Consider the following 16,813-nt stretch of genomic DNA (forward strand, 5'->3'; position numbering starts at 1 on the left):
CCTTCATTTCTTCTATTCATAAATGTTTCGCTCCGCTATTTCTAAGAGTCCTTCCCGGTCAAGAATCGTAATCTTCCCTCTTCGCCTCTCTATCAGCCCTTTTTCACAAAATTGCTGAATCACCCGGTTAATATGACGGTAGCTTGTACCAATTAAGCTCGCCGCATCAGTAAGACGCAGTGCGCTCGCGCTGTTATCCCCTGTTAACACAGACAATAAGTAGCTTGCGAGTCTGACCTCTACAGGATATAAAAGGTGGAAGCTCAAATCGTTTGATTTCGTATAAAATTTGTTTGTGATGCCCTTTAGTAAAAAGGTTAACACGCGCGGGTCATCCTTCGCATGGCGCATGAGCGCTTGATGAGAAATCCTTAGCATATGTACTTCTGTGACAGCCTCCACTGTATTGACCATATCAGTCTGCTGAACGTATTCAATATCTCCAATCGCTTCAAGAGGATGTTTAAAACAAAGAATGAAGGTCTTTCCTTCTTTTGTGGTGGTGAAAATCTTTAATTTTCCTTTTACTAACAAGTACAAGTGCTCCCTCTGATCTCCCTTTGAACAAATCAGCTCACCTTGCTCATAGCGCCATAAGCTGACGTGTGATATGAGTTTCTGATGAAAGACGTTTTCTAATTCATGTGCCTTGAGATAAGAGGAAAATAGAGATTCATCATGAAGCTCCTCCATCTGACGCCCTCCTTTATAGCTTTAAAATGATGACGCCTGCGATCATCAATAGAATTCCTGCATAATGCTGCCATTTCATTTTCTTCTTCTGTACACCAAACCATCCTTTTGCATCGATTGCAAAGGTGAAAGCAAGCTGAGCAATGAGTAAAGCAGCGATGGTCAGTGTGACACCGATCATTTGAATCGCAGTCACTTCATTGAAAATAATAATGGCTGCAAATGCACCGCCTACTAAATAAAGCGGCTGCACCTTTTGATATTCTCGAAAGTGACCGTCACGTACGATCAGTAAAATGATCAGTGCGATCATAAAGCCGGTCAGCTGCGTGATGGTTGCCGCCTGCCATGTCCCGATATCCTGGCTGATTCTTGCGTTTGCGACGCCTTGCAGTGTAATACAAGCGCCTCCTAATAAAGCGAAAATAACACCTTTCATTCGTTCAAATGCTCCTTCTTTTTCAGTCTAGTTCCATTAAAAGATAGATGCCCTGATGTTGAAAAGGACATATGTCCCACTTTGCGTATTATATCAGAAACTTTTTCTTTTACAGTTGCATCGTTTTAGATTTTTCACAGTGGGTACAGTTTTATATCACCTGAAAACAGAATATTGAATGGAATCACATATAAAAAGGAGACATGTCAGAATGAGAAATCAAGAGAAACATTTTATTAACGGAGAATGGATCGCATCAACAGGAAACGAAACGACGGAAGTCATCAATCCTGCTACAGAGGAAGTCATTGGCACCATTAGTTTAGGAACAAAAGAAGATTTAGATAAGGCAGTCAAAGCTGCTCGTGCCGCCTTCCCTTCTTTCTCAAAAACATCTCGAAATGAACGCGTAAAGATGCTGGAAAACATTGTGCGTGGCTACGAAAAGCGTAAGGATGAACTAATTGAAGTCATGACACAAGAGCTCGGTGCACCGCTGAAAGTATCGGAAGAGGTTCATTACAAAATGGGACATGAACATTTTTCTAAAGCAGCGGAAGCACTTAAATCGTATACATTTACTGAGGACCGCGGCGGGCACACTATTATAAAAGAAGCGATTGGTGTCAGCGGATTGATTACACCTTGGAATTTCCCAACAAATCAAACATCACTTAAAATCGCGGGTGCCATTGCAGCAGGCTCACCAGTTGTCTTAAAGCCTGCGGAAATTACACCTTTTGCCGCAATGATTCTTGCAGACATCATTGATGAAGCTGGCGTACCGAAAGGCGTCTTCAACCTAGTAAACGGAACTGGTGATGTCATTGGTGACGGCATTAGCTCACACCCTGATATTGACTTTGTTTCATTTACGGGATCAGGTGCTGTCGGCTCTAAAATAATGGAAAATGCTGCAGACAATATTAAGAAAGTGGCTCTTGAGCTCGGCGGGAAATCCCCTCTTATCATCTTAGATGATGCAGATGTGGATGAGGCAGCCGAAACAGCCGTTCATCATATTGCGATGAATACAGGTCAAGTATGTTCCGCAGCTACACGTGTGCTGATTCCTGAATCAATGAAAGACGCATTTGAAAAAGCGCTGCTGAATGCCCTGCCGAAGTTTACAGTTGGTGATCCGAGAGAAGATCACGCCACTGGCCCGCTTGTCTCCAAAAAGCAATGGGATACCGTGCAGTCTTATATTGAAAAAGGAATTGAAGAAGGTGCTCACCTGCTTGCTGGGGGAACTGGTAAGCCGGACGGACTAGACAAAGGATATTTCGCCAAGCATACTATTTTCACAAATGTGAAGAATGATATGACCATTGCGCAAGAGGAAATATTCGGACCCGTCATGAGTGTGATCACATATCAAGACCTGGATCATGCCCTTGAGATTGCCAATGATACAGTGTACGGTCTTGCTGGCTATGTGGTTGGAAAAGATGAAAAAACATTAAAATATGTAGCTGAACATATTCGTGCCGGTCAAATTACCATTAACAACGCCGAAACAGATTACTTTGCCCCATTTGGCGGCTTTAAGCAATCTGGTATCGGAAGAGAATGGGGAGACTTCGGTATCGAGGAATATTTAGAAGTGAAAGCTGTGATGGGACTTCCAACAGCATAATTTGAAAAAGGAGAAAAACTCTAAGGTTTTTCTCCTTTTTTCATGATAGAAAGAATCTGCCCCCTGCTCCCCTACTTATCCATCATGATTTTATATTTTTCGACCGTTGCTTTAGGAGGAAACGATTCTTGTAACTCATCAAACCAAACTTCAATCGTTTGACCCTGTGACAGCTCTTTAGAGTCTACTTTTGTTAAATCCATAACGATGAGATCATTTTTATACTTTTCAATAAGAAGATGAGTTTTCAATGAATCATCGCTTTTTAATGGCGTTTTATTGTTTATAAGAAGTAAATTCGTCTCCCCTTTTCTTAGCAGGATGCCTTTTTTTGAAAAAGGTGCTGTTGTTTTATTCTGATTGTATGAATCTTTTATATTATCCTTTGGAGAATTGCACGCTACTAATAAAATGAGAAAAATCAAGATGACAAGCCGAAAACATTTTATATTTTTAAACTTTATCTGCATCAACTTTCATACACCCCTTTTCAATCCCTTACGATCGTCTCTTCATTCAAAACGGCCCATTTTTCTAAAGATGCTTTATACAGTTAAACGATTCACCTTCAAGTTCCTTCTCCTTGCAAAGGTATTAGAAATCTTAATCATGACAATCAATATTATATATTTTACTTAATGGCAAACTTTCGGTAAAGTTCAAATTGAACCTATATATATAATTCCTATCGAATTAATCTATGTTTATATTCCTTGTGAGGTGGATATCGTTGCAACTTCATGTATTGAACAGTCCGTTTAGTCAGGAGCAGGCAGAACTGCTTAATCAGCTGCTTCCGACTTTAACAGATCAGCAAAAAATTTGGCTTACCGGTTATTTATCAGCACAGGCAGCTTTAGCCGGATCAGAAAACACTGCCTTAGCCCCTTCTCCTTCTGCCGCAGCACCAGCGCAGCCTGTCAGCAAAGATGTGACCGTCCTTTATGGCTCACAAACAGGCAATTCTGAAGGGTTAGCAAAAAAGACAGCTCAGCATCTTGAAGAGAAAGGTTTTCAAGTGACGCTCTCTTCTATGTCAGATTTTAAACCAAATAGTCTGAAAAAAATAAACAATTTACTGATTATCGTCAGCACACATGGCGAGGGAGATCCGCCTGATAATGCCCTTTCTTTCCATGAATATGTTCACGGCAGACGGGCACCAAAGCTCGATCATTTAAGCTTTTCTGTCCTATCACTTGGTGACAGCTCTTACGAATTCTTCTGTCAAACAGGTAAAGAATTTGATGAGCGCTTAAAAGAGCTTGGCGGAACGCGTCTTTTCGATCGAGTGGACTGTGATCTTGATTATGATGAGCCGTTTTCTGAATGGCTTCAAGGGGTGGCATCTTCACTTAACGAAGGCGGAGCCGCAGCCCCGCAGGAATCAGCGGAAGCGAACACTCAAACGGCAGCATCTGAATACTCAAGAACAAATCCTTTTTATGCTGAAGTGCTTGAAAATATCAACTTAAATGGCCGCGGTTCTAACAAAGAAACCCGTCATTTAGAGCTTTCTCTTGAAGGATCAGGACTTGTTTATGAGCCGGGTGACAGCCTTGGTATTTATCCAACAAATGATCCTGCGCTTGTTGATGAATTGATCACAACATGCGGATGGAATGCAGAGGAAGCCGTAACCGTTCATAAAAACGGCGACACGCTTCCTTTAAAAGAAGCACTTACCTCTCATTTTGAGATTACCGTATTGACAAAACCTCTTCTTCAAAAGATGGCGTCCTTTACAAAAAGCGAAGCCTTGCAGGCCCTTTTAGAAGAAGGAAACGAAGAAAAGTTAAAAGAGTATATAGCAGGAAGAGATTTAGTAGATGCTGCTCGTGATTTCGGTCCTTTTGAAGGAACAGCGGCAGACTTCACTGCCATTTTAAGAAAAATTCCGGCTCGCCTTTATTCCATTGCAAGCAGCCTGAAAGCAAATGAAGAGGAAGTTCATTTGACGATCGGTGCTGTGAGATATGATGCTCACGGAAGAGAACGTCAAGGTGTCTGCTCAATCTTATGTGCGGAGCGCTTAGAGCCAGGTGATAAGCTGCCTGTTTATATCCAGCACAATCAAAACTTTAAGCTTCCTGAAAACCCTGAAGCACCGATCATTATGGTAGGACCAGGCACAGGCATCGCCCCTTTCCGTTCCTTTATGCAGGAGCGCGAGGAAGTCGGTGCAGACGGAAAGTCATGGCTGTTCTTCGGTGATCAGCACTTTGTGACGGATTTCTTATATCAAACCGAATGGCAAAAGTGGTTAAAAGATGGTGTGTTAACGAAAATGGATGTGGCTTTTTCAAGAGATTCAGAGGAAAAAGTATATGTCCAGCACCAAATGAAGAAACAAAGTAAAGAATTATTCGAATGGCTGGAGCAAGGTGCCTATGTATATGTCTGCGGAGATGAAAAACATATGGCGCATGATGTTCATAATACCCTTCTATCAATCATCCAAGAAGAAGGTGCGATGAGCAAAGAGAAAGCTGAAAGCTATCTAGCCAACTTGCAGCAGCAAAAACGCTATCAGCGTGACGTATATTGATTGAATGCTTGAAAGAAAGGAGCTTTTACTTACATGGTGAAGACAGCATTAACAGCGCCGGATGGACCTCCGAGCGACGTAGAGGAAATCAAAGAAAAAAGTGATTATTTACGGGGTACTTTAAAAGAAGTGATGCTTGATCCGATTTCAGCGGGTATTCCTGATGATGACAACCGTCTGATGAAGCATCACGGCAGTTATTTACAGGATGATCGTGACCTGAGAAATGAACGGCAAAAACAAAAGCTTGAGCCTGCCTATCAATTTATGCTGCGCGTCCGCCTGCCTGGCGGAATCGCTACATCCAAACAGTGGCTTGTGATGGATGAGCTTGCTCATAAATATGGAAACGGTACGTTAAAGCTGACAACTCGTGAAACCTTTCAGCTTCACGGTATTTTAAAATGGAACATGAAAAAGACCATTCAAGACATTCATTCCACTATGCTTGATACGATCGCTGCTTGCGGCGATGTGAACCGTAATGTCATGTGTACATCAAATCCTTATCAATCAGAAGTGCACCATGATGTATACGAGCTTGCCAAAAAATTAAGTGATGACCTGCTTCCGCAAACAAGAGCGTATCATGAAATTTGGCTTGATGAGGAAAAGGTAGCAGCAACGCCTGATACAGAGGTTGAGCCGATGTATGGTCCACTTTATTTGCCAAGAAAATTCAAGATTGGTGTGGCGGTCCCTCCTGCTAACGATATTGATGTTTTTTCGCAGGATTTAGGCTTCATTGCGATTATTGAAAATGATCAATTAGTCGGTTTTAATGTCGCGATTGGCGGTGGAATGGGCATGACTCATGGTGATACAGCGACCTATCCTCAGCTTGCAAAAGTAATTGGCTTTTGTACACCGGAACAAGTTGTAGAGATTGCCAAACAAGTGATCACCATCCAGCGGGACTACGGAAACCGTTCGGTGAGAAAAAATGCCCGCTTTAAATATACAGTGGACCGCCTCGGTCTTGAGAATGTAAAAGAAGAGCTTGAGCGCCGCCTTGGATTTACCCTATTAGACGCAAGAGATTATCACTTCGATCATAACGGTGACCGCTATGGCTGGGTAAAAGGCATTAATGGCAGATGGCATTATACGATGTTTGTAGAAGGCGGACGTATCACGGATTACGATGATTATCCGCTGATGACAGGCATTCGTGAAATCGCAAAGATTCATACAGGTGACTTCCGCTTAACAGCGAATCAAAATTTGATCATTGGAAACGTCACATCTCATAAAAAGAAACAAATCGAGCAGCTCATTCAGGAGTTTGGTTTGTCAGATGGACAGCAGCACTCTGCACTTCGCCGCAGTTCAATGGCCTGTGTTGCTCTTCCGACATGCGGCTTAGCGATGGCAGAGGCAGAACGCTACCTCCCGCGCTTAATTGACAAAATTGAAGAGATTGTCGAAGAAAATGGCTTAAGTGATAAAGAAATCACGATTCGTATGACTGGATGTCCAAATGGATGTGCCCGTCATGCGCTTGGTGAAATTGGCTTTATCGGGAAATCACCTGGCAAATACAACATGTATCTTGGCGCTGCGTTTGATGGCAGCAGATTAAGTAAACTGTACCGAGAAAATGTAGGAGAAGAAGACATTTTAAACGAGCTTGGCTCTCTACTCCCCCGCTATGCAAAAGAACGCGAGGAACATGAACATTTCGGTGATTTTGTGATTCGGGCAGGTATTGTAAAAGAAACAACAGATGGCACGAATTTTCATGTGCAATAAAAAAGACAGGACGCTCTCCTGTCTTTTTTTATGGACTTTGTTTTCTTTTCAAGTATTCGCAAATGCTGTAATACACATCAGGATTATCTAGAGACGAAAGATCTGGTGAAGGCTGCTGTTCATAAGCTCCTTTTAATAAACGCCGGACGATTTTTCCGTTTCTTGTTTTCGGTAAAGCTGAAATGAGATGAATTTCCTTTGGTGTGAGCGCTTTTCCCGCATATGAACCAACATGTATTTTGAGCTCTTGAATGAGTGCTGCTTCTTCAAAAGTCTGTGAACTGGCCACAATGAAACAAACTAGTGCTTCTCCCTTCACCTCATCCTTTACTCCAATCACAGCAGCCTCATGTACGGCTGGATGCCCGACAAGAATGGATTCAATTTCAGCTGGACCAATGCGTTTACCTGCTGTATTAATGACATCATCCGATCTGCCCGTGATATGGAATGAGCCATCCTCTGATTGCATCACCCAATCACCGTGCGTCCACACCCCATCAAATCGTTTAAAATAGGTGTCTTCATATCGCTCCGGATCTTTCCAAAACCCACATGTCATGCCGACCCACGGCTTTTTCACAACAAGCTCCCCTACCTCATTCAGAACGCTCTCTCCTGCCTCATTATACACATCTGCCGCCATTCCTAAGATGGCCGCATTAAAAAGGATCGGTTTGATTGGACGAAGCAGCGTACTTCCTACAATACCGCCAGAAACCTCTGTTCCCCCTGAGTAATTTAAGATTGGAATGTGCTTTTGACCAATGGTGTCAAAAAGCCATTGCCATGGTGCTTCATTCCACGGTTCACCTGTAGATATGATGGCTTTCACATGCGGCAGCTCAATGTCTGAAAGGTTTTGCTGCATCGCAGAACGAACAAAAGTAGGTGAAAGTCCAAAATGGGTGACTTTTTGCTCGTGGATGAATGACCAAAGGTGGTGTTCATCTGGATAATCGGGGGCGCCGTCATATAAAACAATTGCAGCTCCATTGATCAAGCCGCCAAAGACGAGAAAGGGCCCCATCATCCATCCCATGTCTGTGAGCCAAAACAAACGGTCTCCTTTTGCAACGTCCATACAAAGACCGGCATCAAAAGCCGCTTTTACAGGAAAGCCTGCGTGTGTATGGACAGCCCCTTTTGGTGTACCGGTTGTTCCAGACGTGTATAAGATCATAAGGGGATCTTCATTTGAAAGATAAGTTGTTTTACTCAGTGGTTCCTCTTTTAACAAATCGTTTAGCTGAATATCCTCTTTATATCCAGTAGAAGAGGAAGCATGTACAATGACTGTTTGGACAGTCTTGGTTTTGTCGATCGCTTCTGCCGCACATTCACGCATGTTGATTGTCTTTCCCCGGCGCGTCACGCTTGAGCCTGTGACGACAATGGTTGCACCTGATGCACGAATACGTACGGCAAGAGGCTCGCTTCCATAGCCAGAAAAAACCGGGCTAAAGATGACACCAATCTTTGCAAAGGCAAGCATGACGGCAGCTGTTTCCGGAAGCATCGGCATATAAATGACCGCTACATCCCCTTTTTGTATTCCCTTTTTCAAAAAACCAGCAGCGAGACGATTGACCTTTTCTTGAAGTTCGAGGAACGACCATCTTCTCTCTTCTCCCGCTTCATTTCTCCACATCACAGCTGGTTGATGCTGGGTTTCTTCATTCTCTGCCCATTTGTCAACAGCCGTTTCGACCACGTTGAGCCGGCCGCCTTTATACCAATTGGGCCACATGAATGAATCTTGGCCTAATGCGGCTTCATACCGCTTCTTCCACACGATGCCAACCGCCTTTTCGGCTACTCTCCAAAACCAATCGGTCCGCTCGATACTAGCTTGATAGAACGCATCATAAGTAGAAAAACCAAGTGAATGCATCCATTTGTAAAGGCGTGTTTGTTTCATCATCTGTTCTTCGGGTATCCACGCTGGTTTTAGGTTCATCATGAGTCCGCCCCCTTTAGACCGGATAAACCGGGTGTTTTCGTCTTGTAAATGTCATCTCTTTAGAGGTATAGGCTTGTAATCTATGACAAAGCTCATCTCGCAAATGGTCAAATGGGATGACACCATCGACAATCATTTCAGAGGCAAGCTCATATATATTCATATCTTCCTGGTATTCCTTGCGTTTCTCTTGAATAAATGCTGCTCTTTCCTCAGCAGGCAGTTCGGCAATTTTATTCGCATAGACAGCATTTACAGCGGCTTCTGGCCCCATGACAGCAATTTGTGCTGATGGAAGTGCGAGACAGCAGTCCGGTTCAAAGGCCGGTCCTGCCATTGCATATAAACCTGCACCATATGCTTTACGAACAATGACGGATATTTTCGGAACGGTTGCCTCTGACATGGCGGAGATCATTTTCGCTCCGTGCCTGATAATGCCTGCTTGTTCCACTTTTGTTCCGATCATAAACCCCGGTATATCGGCAAGGAAAAGGAGTGGAATATGAAAGGCGTCACATAGCTGAATAAACTTAGCCGCTTTGTCGGCTGAGTCATGGAATAAAACGCCGCCTTTTACCCTCGGCTGGTTGGCAATAAGACCGACAGGCTGACCATTCATGCGGCCAAAGCCTGTGATCAATTCTGCGGCAAACAGTTTTTTGATTTCAAAAAATGATCCTTCATCAATGAGTAAATCAATGAGCTGATACATATCAAAAGGGGTATTCTGCCCTTTAGGAATGAGGTCTTGGATGGTGATCTCTGATGGTTTAGGTGCGATTGCGGCTGCCCGCTTTGGTTTTTCTGTATAGTTGGCAGGCATGTAAGTTAAATAAGTGCGGGCGATTTGAATGGCTTCTTCCTCTGTTTTTGCTAAAATATCGCCGCATCCAGAAATGCTGCAATGCATTTTTGCTCCGCCCATTTCTTCAAGTGATACTTTCTCTCCAATCACCATTTCGGCCATTCGCGGTGAGCCTAAGTACATTGAGGCATTCCCTTCGACCATGACGACGATGTCACAAAAAGCAGGAATGTAAGCACCTCCGGCTGCCGAAGGACCAAATAGTAAACAAATTTGCGGGATACGTCCAGACAGCTTCACCTGGTTATAAAAAATGCGGCCTGCACCCCTTCTGCCTGGAAACATGGCGATTTGATCGGTGATTCTAGCACCCGCAGAGTCAACTAAATACAGCATTGGGCAGTTGAGCTTTTCGGCTGTTTCCTGGATTCTAATGATTTTTTCTACCGTTTTGACGCCCCATGATCCTGCTTTGACGGTAGAATCATTTGCCATAACGCAAACAGTCTGCCCATTCATCCGCCCTGTCCCTGTGACAACACCATCTGCTGGTAAATGTTCATTTTGACACTCGGCAAACATGGCATCCTCAATGAAAGAATCCTCATCTAATAACAACTGGAGGCGGTCACGGACGAACAATTTTCCTTTTTCTTTGTTTTTTTGATGGTATCGGTCGGCCCCGCCTTTCAGAATCTGCTGTTTTTTTAGTTCATATCCTTCGATCATACCCATTCCCCTTTCTTGCTACCTGCCTCTGTATTGAGGCGTTCGTTTTTCTTGGAAGGCTTGAAGACCTTCCGTTCGATCTTCTGTCTCAATGAGCCGTAGATACGCTTCGTATTCCTTTGTCAAACCTGTATGCAAATCGTGATCAAGGCTTGATTGAATCGCTTGTTTCGCTTCTTTTAAGGCAAGCGGGCCATTTTTGATGATTTGTTTTGCAAGAGAGATGGCATCGTTCATGAGGGAATCTGCTACAGAGATATGCTCAATCAGCCCAATTTGAATGGCTTCTTCTGCTTGTAATGATGCGCCTGTGAAAATAAGTTCTTTTGCTTTACCGAGTCCAATGAGGCGCGGAAGGCGCTGCGTCCCTCCGGCTCCTGGTATGATAGCTAGTCCTGTTTCTGGCAGGCCGAGTCTTGCTCCGGCTCGTGCAATGCGGAGATCACAAGCGAGCGCGAGCTCAAGTCCTCCGCCTAGTGCGTGTCCGTTCATCACTGCAATGACAGGTACAGGAATAGATTCAATCTCGATAAAGGTTTGCTGAATCGAAAGAACAGCGCCTTTCGCTTCTGCTTCTGTCATCAATCGTCGTTCTTTTAAATCTGCTCCAGCACAAAAGACTTTTGAACCGGCTCCTGTAATGAGAAGACAGCGAATGCTTTCATCGTGTTTGATTTCTTGAATGATTTGATTGATCTCCTCCAGCATTGGAGCAGATAGGGAATTCGCTTGTTCTGGCCTGTTTAAGGTCATGATGCCGATCTGTTCATCTTGTATCGAAAAATGGACCAATGATGTCATGTTATTCATCCTTTATGAAGTAGTCTGAGAGTGAAAAGCACGTAAACAGTGACTAGGCAGGGTTCGATCTACTTTTGCTTCAATCCATTCTGCCGCTTTAATTAATGCAGGAAGGTGAATATTTGTCTCAATTCCTAGTTTTTGAAGCATATGCACCACATCTTCTGTCGCCACATTTCCGCTGGAACCAGGTGCATAGGGACATCCGCCAAGCCCGCCGCTGGAGGAGTCAAATATGGTGATCCCTGCTTTTAATGCCGTATAAATATTCGCAAGAGCCATCCCCTTCGTATCATGAAAATGAAGAGCGATTTTATCAGCAGGAAAACGTTCGAGTAAAATGTCTAAGCGTCTTTCTACTTGAAGCGGATGGGCTTCACCTATGGTGTCACCGAGAGATATTTCATCAATGCCATAAGAAAGCAAAATATCCGTTAACCGGAGGACTTGATCCATTGGCACTTGTTTTTCATATGGGCAGCCAAACACGGTGGAAATATACGCGCGCGTGTTTTTTCCTGCTGCTTTTAAATCAGCTGTCATTTGTTTGATAACAGGAAGTGTTTCGTGGATGGATTGATTCATATTTTTCTTGTTATGTGTTTCACTCGAAGAGATGAACATAGCGCCTGTGTCAAGATTGGCTTCAAAAAAATGAGCTAAGCCTTTTTCATTGGGAATGAGTGCTGCATAGGTGATGTCGTCTTTTTTGTTAAAGGATTGGGTGAGTTCTTTGGCATCTTTTAAGGCTGGAACCCATTTAGGATGAACAAATGATGTGACTTCAATATAAGGGAGCTGGGCTGCTGCGAGCAGATCAATCCACGTTCGCTTCTCGCCTGTGTCAAGCCAGACTGATTCATTTTGCAGTCCGTCCCGCGGGCCGACCTCCCTGATAAGCACACTCTTTGGTAATGCCATCTGGCTCCCTCCTATTCTGATAGTTCTAAAAGAACCTCTCCTTCATCGACAAACTCTCCCTCTGCCTTATACACTTTACTGATGATCCCGCCCTCTTCAGCAACGATCGGAATCTCCATTTTCATTGATTCTAAGATGGCAACCTCCTGTCCTTTTTGCACTTCATCGCCTTGTTTCACAAGAAGCTTCCACAAGTTTCCGGCCATTTGAATTGTGACAGTTTTCATGAACGGTTTTCCTCCCTTTTTTTCATGAGAAAATCGGTGGTGATGCTGCCTTGTAAGAAAGCAGAAGATCCGGCCATTTCCCTTAAAAGCGGTAAGTTGGTTTTGATCCCTTCTATTTCATATGCTTGTAATGCCCCTTTTAATCGTTCTATTGCAAGTTTTCGTGTATCACCGTAAACGATCATTTTCGCAATCATTGGATCGTAAAAAGGGGTAATGATGCTTCCATTTGTCACGCTTGACTCATGACGGATATACGGAGCTTCAGGTGTGGAAAGCCGAGTGATCGTTCCTGGTGATGGATAAAAGGTGACGGGATCTTCCGCATAAATTCTAACCTCGATGGCATGGCCGATTTGATGAATATCCTCCTGATTAAAGGAAAGCGGCTCACATGCAGCGATTTTCAGCTGCTCCTCGACAAGGTCAATGCCTGTAATTTCTTCTGTGACAGGGTGCTCTACTTGTAATCTTGTGTTCATTTCTAGGAAATAAAATTGTTGATGCTGATCGACTAAACATTCAATCGTTCCTGCATTTTCATACCCAATCGCTTTGGCTGCTTTGACGGCCATCTCCCCCATCTGATGTCTCACCGATTCATCGAGACAGACGGCTGGTGCTTCTTCAATGATTTTTTGATGTCTTCGCTGGAGTGAACAGTCGCGCTCAAATAAGTGAACCCCATGGCCGAAGGAATCAAAAAGGACCTGAATTTCAATGTGCCGAGCGTTTTCAATGACCTTTTCCATATACAGCGTCCCATCGTTGAAAAAGCTTTGCGCTCTTTTTTGATTCCCTTCAAAAGCCCTGTACAGCTCCTCGTCATTTTGCACGAGCTGCATGCCAATTCCTCCGCCCCCGCTTGATGCCTTGAGCATGATCGGATAACCGAGTGACTGCGCTTGACTGACCCCTTCTTCTGCATCATGCAACGGAGCTGAAACGCCTGGTACAATGGGGATACCTGCTTGAGCCATCGTTTTTCTTGCTTCAATTTTATTCCCCATTCGCTGAATGACTTGTGCGGATGGGCCAATAAAGGCGATTCCTTCGCTGCGGCAGCGTTCTGCAAAGGCTGCATTTTCTGATAAGAGGCCATATCCTGGGTGGATGGCATCTGTATTTGTCTGTTTGGCTACACGAATGATGGCTTCCATGTTTAAATAGCTTTCAGATACTTTCGCGCCTCCAATCAGATAGGCGCTGTCTGCTTCTTGCACATGAAGTGCATGCTGATCTGCTTCTGAATAAACGGCGACGGTGTGGATCCCGAGCCTTTTACACGTTCGAATAATTCGCCTAGCAATTTCGCCTCGATTTGCAATCAGTACTTGTTGAAACATCACTGCCTTCACTCCTTTATTAGATCAAGCGCCTGCTTTTTCAGACGAAATTTTTGAATCTTCCCTGATGCGGTCATTGGATACTCGTCAGTGATGAAAAAATATTTAGGAATTTTGTAGCGAGCCATTTGCGACTGACAATAGCTGGTGAGTGTCTCAATTGTCACCGTCCTACCTTGTTTAAGCCGAATGAATGCGGCGGCTTCTTCTCCATACGTCTCGTCAGGTATACCAACGACCTGTGCATCAAGAATATCCGGATGAGTATAAAGAACATCCTCAATCTCTTTTGGATAAACATTCTCCCCGCCTCTAATGATCATATCTTTCAGCCGTCCTGTGATTTTCACATAGCCGTCCTCATCCATCTCTGCTAAATCACCCGTATGAAGCCAGCCGTCCTGATCAATCACTTCATTTGTGGCTTCTTCATTTTTATAGTAGCCTTTCATCACATGATAGCCTCTTGTACACAGCTCTCCTTGTTCTCCTCTTGGTACTTCCTCCGGCGTGCCTGGAACGGTGATTTTCACTTCAATGTGAGGAAGCGCCCGGCCGACCGTTTGAACCCGCCTTTCAAATGAATCATCCGTTCTTGTTTGGGTAATGACAGGAGAGCTTTCGGTCTGGCCGTAAGCAATCGTGAGCTCCTTCAGTCCCATTTGTTCAATGACGGCTTTCATCACATGGGATGGGCAAAGAGATCCTGCCATAATGCCCGTTCGTAATGTGGACAGATCGTATTGGTGAAAATTCGGATGGTCGAGCTCTGCAATGAACATTGTCGGGACGCCGTGAAGGACGGTGCACTTCTCTTTTTCTACGGTTTGAAGAACTCGCTCTGGGTGGAAGGATTCAATTGGAATGATCGTTCCTCCTTTTGTGAGACATGCAAGCACGCCAAGGACGGATCCAAAGCAATGAAAGAAAGGAACAGGGATACACATTCGGTCCTTTTGGGTGAGCTTCATACAATCTGCGATTTGGCTGGCATTGCAGACAATGTTTGTATGGCTGAGCATGACTCCTTTTGGATAGCCGGTTGTGCCTGAGGTATATTGCATATTAATGACGTCATCCGGTTCAAGCTCATCCATTCGTTTCTCCCACTCATGATCCTCTGTTCTTTTGGCAGCTGCTTGAATACTGTTCCAGCTGCGCATGGCCTTTGGCGTGTGCTCACCTATATAGACGACACTTTTTAAATAAGGAAAAGATGAGGATGTGATCTCTCCTTGATGAGCGTTTTGAAGCTCCGGTATGAGTTCTTCAAGCATTTTGACATAGGATGTCTCTTTAAACCCGTCTACGATAAACAGCATGCTACTATCAGAGTGCTTGAGTAAATAAGCGAGTTCTTGTGATTGAAAGTTTGTATTCACGGTGACAAGAACGGCTCCAATCGACGCGCAGGCGAATTGCAGCATGAGCCATTCGGGTACATTGGGCGCCATGATGGCGATATGATCCCCTTTTTGAACCCCTAATGCCATAAGACCTTTTCCGGTTTCCTTGACTTCTCGATAAAACGCTTCATATGAATAACGTAAAGAACGTTCTGGATACACAATGGCTTCATGTCCTGGATGCTGCTCCCTTTTCTCTTTTAATAACGAGCCGATTGTCTGTGGATGAATCGACATCATGGCTTTCCTCCTCCATTGATGGTAAGCGTTTTCATTATCGGATTACGCTAACAGTTGTCTTGCGATGACTAGACGCTGAATTTCAGAGGTCCCTTCTCCAATTTCCATTAGCTTGGCATCTCTCACAAGCCGTTCTACACCACATTCTTTCATGTAGCCTGTTCCCCCGTGGATTTGAACAGCATCAAGACTTGCTTTTGTCGCCATTTCAGAAGCGAAGAGTTTGGCATAGGCAGCTTCTTTTGTAAACGGCTTGCCGTGATCTTTCAGCCAAGCGGCTTTCCAAACCATTTGTCTAGCGAGCTCTATTTGCATCGCCATATCTGCCAGCTTAAATTGAATCGCTTGGAAGGAAGAAAGGGTCTGCCCAAATTGCTTTCTTTCTTTTGCATGCGAGAGCGAAGCATCTAGTGCAGCTTGTGCGATGCCAACTGATAACGCAGCAATTGAAATGCGCCCCCCGTCTAATGTATATAAAAATTGCTTAAAGCCTTTCGCTGGGTCTCCTAAAATATTCTGGGCTGGTACACGTACACCGTCTAAAATGATTTCTGCTGTATCTGAACCGCGCACGCCCATTTTGTCATATGGATTTGTAATGGTCAGCCCTTTTTGCCCTTTCTCCACAATGAAGGCGGAGATGATCGGGCGGCCGTTTTCATCTTGATCCGAGACAGCAGTGACGATAATGGTTCTGGCAAAATTGGCGTTTGTGATCCAGCACTTTTCCCCGCTAATGACATACTCTTGTCCGTCTTTGACTGCTTTTGTTTTCGTCCCTTTTGCATCTGACCCTGCATTTGGTTCTGTTAATCCGAAGGAACCAAGTGCTGTTCCAGAAGCCAGCGGGACAAGGTGGTCCATCTTTTGTTCCTCTGTACCAAAGTAATAAAGCGGGCTTGCGCCTAAGGAAACGGCTGCAGCATAGCTAAGACCTGTACTACCGCACTGTTTTCCGATTTCTTCTACAGCGAGTGCATATGATATCGTATCTCCTCCTGAGCCGCCGTATTTCTCTGGAAAGGGGATGCCCATAAAGCCGAGCTCCCCCATTTTTTGAAACGTTTTGGCTGGGAATACGGCCTGTTTATCAATGGTTTGAGCGAGTGGTGCAATTTCTGCTTTGGCGAAATCTTTGACCATCTGGCGGATCATTTGTTGTTCTTTCGTTAATTCAAAATCCATCTTGCTTCCCCCTTTAGCTCTTTTCTATCATATTTATTAATCAAGCAGCTGCTTCATGCCAAGCTTGATTGAATTCAGAAAATTAAAAAATAGAAAAAAAGCATGAACGAAGAAAA

The 16,813-nt window shown here is 44.2% G+C and carries 14 protein-coding genes; 3 read left to right on the plus strand and 11 right to left on the minus strand.

Features of this window, described 5'->3' with window-relative positions; all coding sequences use genetic code 11:
* Positions 1–12: 12 nt before the first annotated feature.
* The gene (locus MHB41_RS09160) at positions 13–693 is read right to left on the minus strand and encodes a cyclic nucleotide-binding domain-containing protein (RefSeq protein ID WP_024425672.1); all 681 of its coding nucleotides are present in this window, start codon (positions 691–693) and stop codon (positions 13–15) included.
* Between the two features lie 13 nt (positions 694–706).
* On the minus strand, positions 707–1,132 hold the full coding sequence (locus MHB41_RS09165) for a DMT family transporter (RefSeq protein WP_024425673.1): 426 nt from the start codon (positions 1,130–1,132) through the stop codon (positions 707–709).
* 211 nt (positions 1,133–1,343) lie between these two features.
* Between MHB41_RS09165 and MHB41_RS09170 the strand changes: the two genes are divergently transcribed.
* Entirely contained in the window at positions 1,344–2,771 is a 1,428-nt protein-coding gene (locus MHB41_RS09170; RefSeq protein WP_024427775.1) for an aldehyde dehydrogenase family protein, read from the plus strand.
* A gap of 71 nt (positions 2,772–2,842) precedes the next feature.
* On the opposite strand, the gene MHB41_RS09175 is transcribed toward MHB41_RS09170, so the two are convergent.
* The gene (locus tag MHB41_RS09175; RefSeq protein WP_157834346.1) at positions 2,843–3,241 is read right to left on the minus strand and encodes a DUF3221 domain-containing protein; all 399 of its coding nucleotides are present in this window, start codon (positions 3,239–3,241) and stop codon (positions 2,843–2,845) included.
* A gap of 260 nt (positions 3,242–3,501) precedes the next feature.
* Between MHB41_RS09175 and MHB41_RS09180 the strand changes: the two genes are divergently transcribed.
* The gene (locus MHB41_RS09180; RefSeq protein WP_252050492.1) at positions 3,502–5,319 is read left to right on the plus strand and encodes an assimilatory sulfite reductase (NADPH) flavoprotein subunit; all 1,818 of its coding nucleotides are present in this window, start codon (positions 3,502–3,504) and stop codon (positions 5,317–5,319) included.
* 33 nt (positions 5,320–5,352) lie between these two features.
* Complete coding sequence (cysI, locus tag MHB41_RS09185; RefSeq protein WP_252050493.1) at positions 5,353–7,071, plus strand: assimilatory sulfite reductase (NADPH) hemoprotein subunit; 1,719 nt, start codon at positions 5,353–5,355, stop codon at positions 7,069–7,071.
* A 28-nt stretch (positions 7,072–7,099) separates the two neighbouring features.
* On the opposite strand, the gene MHB41_RS09190 is transcribed toward cysI, so the two are convergent.
* From MHB41_RS09190 to MHB41_RS09225, 8 genes are read right to left on the minus strand one after another with little or no spacing between them, the layout of a single operon-like run.
* Positions 7,100–9,034 (minus strand): AMP-binding protein, encoded by a 1,935-nt coding sequence (locus MHB41_RS09190; protein WP_340900233.1) that lies wholly within the window; start codon positions 9,032–9,034, stop codon positions 7,100–7,102.
* A gap of 13 nt (positions 9,035–9,047) precedes the next feature.
* Entirely contained in the window at positions 9,048–10,571 is a 1,524-nt protein-coding gene (locus tag MHB41_RS09195) for an acyl-CoA carboxylase subunit beta (RefSeq protein ID WP_197172901.1), read from the minus strand.
* Positions 10,572–10,589: 18 nt separating this feature from the next.
* Entirely contained in the window at positions 10,590–11,372 is a 783-nt protein-coding gene (locus MHB41_RS09200; protein ID WP_125587023.1) for an enoyl-CoA hydratase, read from the minus strand.
* 12 nt (positions 11,373–11,384) lie between these two features.
* Positions 11,385–12,293: a hydroxymethylglutaryl-CoA lyase gene (locus MHB41_RS09205; protein ID WP_024427768.1), complete on the minus strand. Its 909-nt coding sequence runs from the start codon at positions 12,291–12,293 to the stop codon at positions 11,385–11,387.
* A gap of 11 nt (positions 12,294–12,304) precedes the next feature.
* Positions 12,305–12,520, minus strand: a complete 216-nt coding sequence (locus MHB41_RS09210; protein ID WP_024425681.1) for an acetyl-CoA carboxylase biotin carboxyl carrier protein subunit — start codon at positions 12,518–12,520, stop codon at positions 12,305–12,307.
* On the minus strand, positions 12,517–13,866 hold the full coding sequence (locus MHB41_RS09215) for an acetyl-CoA carboxylase biotin carboxylase subunit (protein ID WP_252049464.1): 1,350 nt from the start codon (positions 13,864–13,866) through the stop codon (positions 12,517–12,519). Before MHB41_RS09215 ends, MHB41_RS09210 begins: the two co-directional genes overlap by 4 nt.
* Positions 13,867–13,874: 8 nt before the next feature.
* Entirely contained in the window at positions 13,875–15,512 is a 1,638-nt protein-coding gene (locus MHB41_RS09220; protein ID WP_268437423.1) for an AMP-binding protein, read from the minus strand.
* Between the two features lie 42 nt (positions 15,513–15,554).
* Positions 15,555–16,697, minus strand: a complete 1,143-nt coding sequence (locus MHB41_RS09225) for an acyl-CoA dehydrogenase family protein (protein ID WP_111927475.1) — start codon at positions 16,695–16,697, stop codon at positions 15,555–15,557.
* Positions 16,698–16,813 lie beyond the last annotated feature (116 nt).

The organism is Bacillus sp. FSL H7-0578 (genome assembly GCF_038630855.1).
Lineage (GTDB): Bacteria > Bacillota > Bacilli > Bacillales > Bacillaceae > Bacillus > Bacillus safensis.

What these genes read in the sequence shown, in the direction of transcription:
- MHB41_RS09225 (WP_111927475.1), bottom strand. Translation starts at nt 16,697, where the DNA reads ATGGATTTTGAATTAACGAAAGAACAACAAATGATCCGCCAGATGGTC.
- MHB41_RS09175 (WP_157834346.1), bottom strand. Translation starts at nt 3,241, where the DNA reads ATGCAGATAAAGTTTAAAAATATAAAATGTTTTCGGCTTGTCATCTTG.
- MHB41_RS09210 (WP_024425681.1), bottom strand. Translation starts at nt 12,520, where the DNA reads ATGAAAACTGTCACAATTCAAATGGCCGGAAACTTGTGGAAGCTTCTT.
- MHB41_RS09190 (WP_340900233.1), bottom strand. Translation starts at nt 9,034, where the DNA reads ATGATGAACCTAAAACCAGCGTGGATACCCGAAGAACAGATGATGAAA.
- MHB41_RS09220 (WP_268437423.1), bottom strand. Translation starts at nt 15,512, where the DNA reads ATGATGTCGATTCATCCACAGACAATCGGCTCGTTATTAAAAGAGAAA.
- MHB41_RS09160 (WP_024425672.1), bottom strand. Translation starts at nt 693, where the DNA reads ATGGAGGAGCTTCATGATGAATCTCTATTTTCCTCTTATCTCAAGGCA.
- MHB41_RS09170 (WP_024427775.1), top strand. Translation starts at nt 1,344, where the DNA reads ATGAGAAATCAAGAGAAACATTTTATTAACGGAGAATGGATCGCATCA.
- MHB41_RS09165 (WP_024425673.1), bottom strand. Translation starts at nt 1,132, where the DNA reads ATGAAAGGTGTTATTTTCGCTTTATTAGGAGGCGCTTGTATTACACTG.
- MHB41_RS09195 (WP_197172901.1), bottom strand. Translation starts at nt 10,571, where the DNA reads ATGATCGAAGGATATGAACTAAAAAAACAGCAGATTCTGAAAGGCGGG.
- MHB41_RS09205 (WP_024427768.1), bottom strand. Translation starts at nt 12,293, where the DNA reads ATGGCATTACCAAAGAGTGTGCTTATCAGGGAGGTCGGCCCGCGGGAC.
- MHB41_RS09200 (WP_125587023.1), bottom strand. Translation starts at nt 11,372, where the DNA reads ATGACATCATTGGTCCATTTTTCGATACAAGATGAACAGATCGGCATC.
- MHB41_RS09215 (WP_252049464.1), bottom strand. Translation starts at nt 13,866, where the DNA reads ATGTTTCAACAAGTACTGATTGCAAATCGAGGCGAAATTGCTAGGCGA.
- cysI (WP_252050493.1), top strand. Translation starts at nt 5,353, where the DNA reads ATGGTGAAGACAGCATTAACAGCGCCGGATGGACCTCCGAGCGACGTA.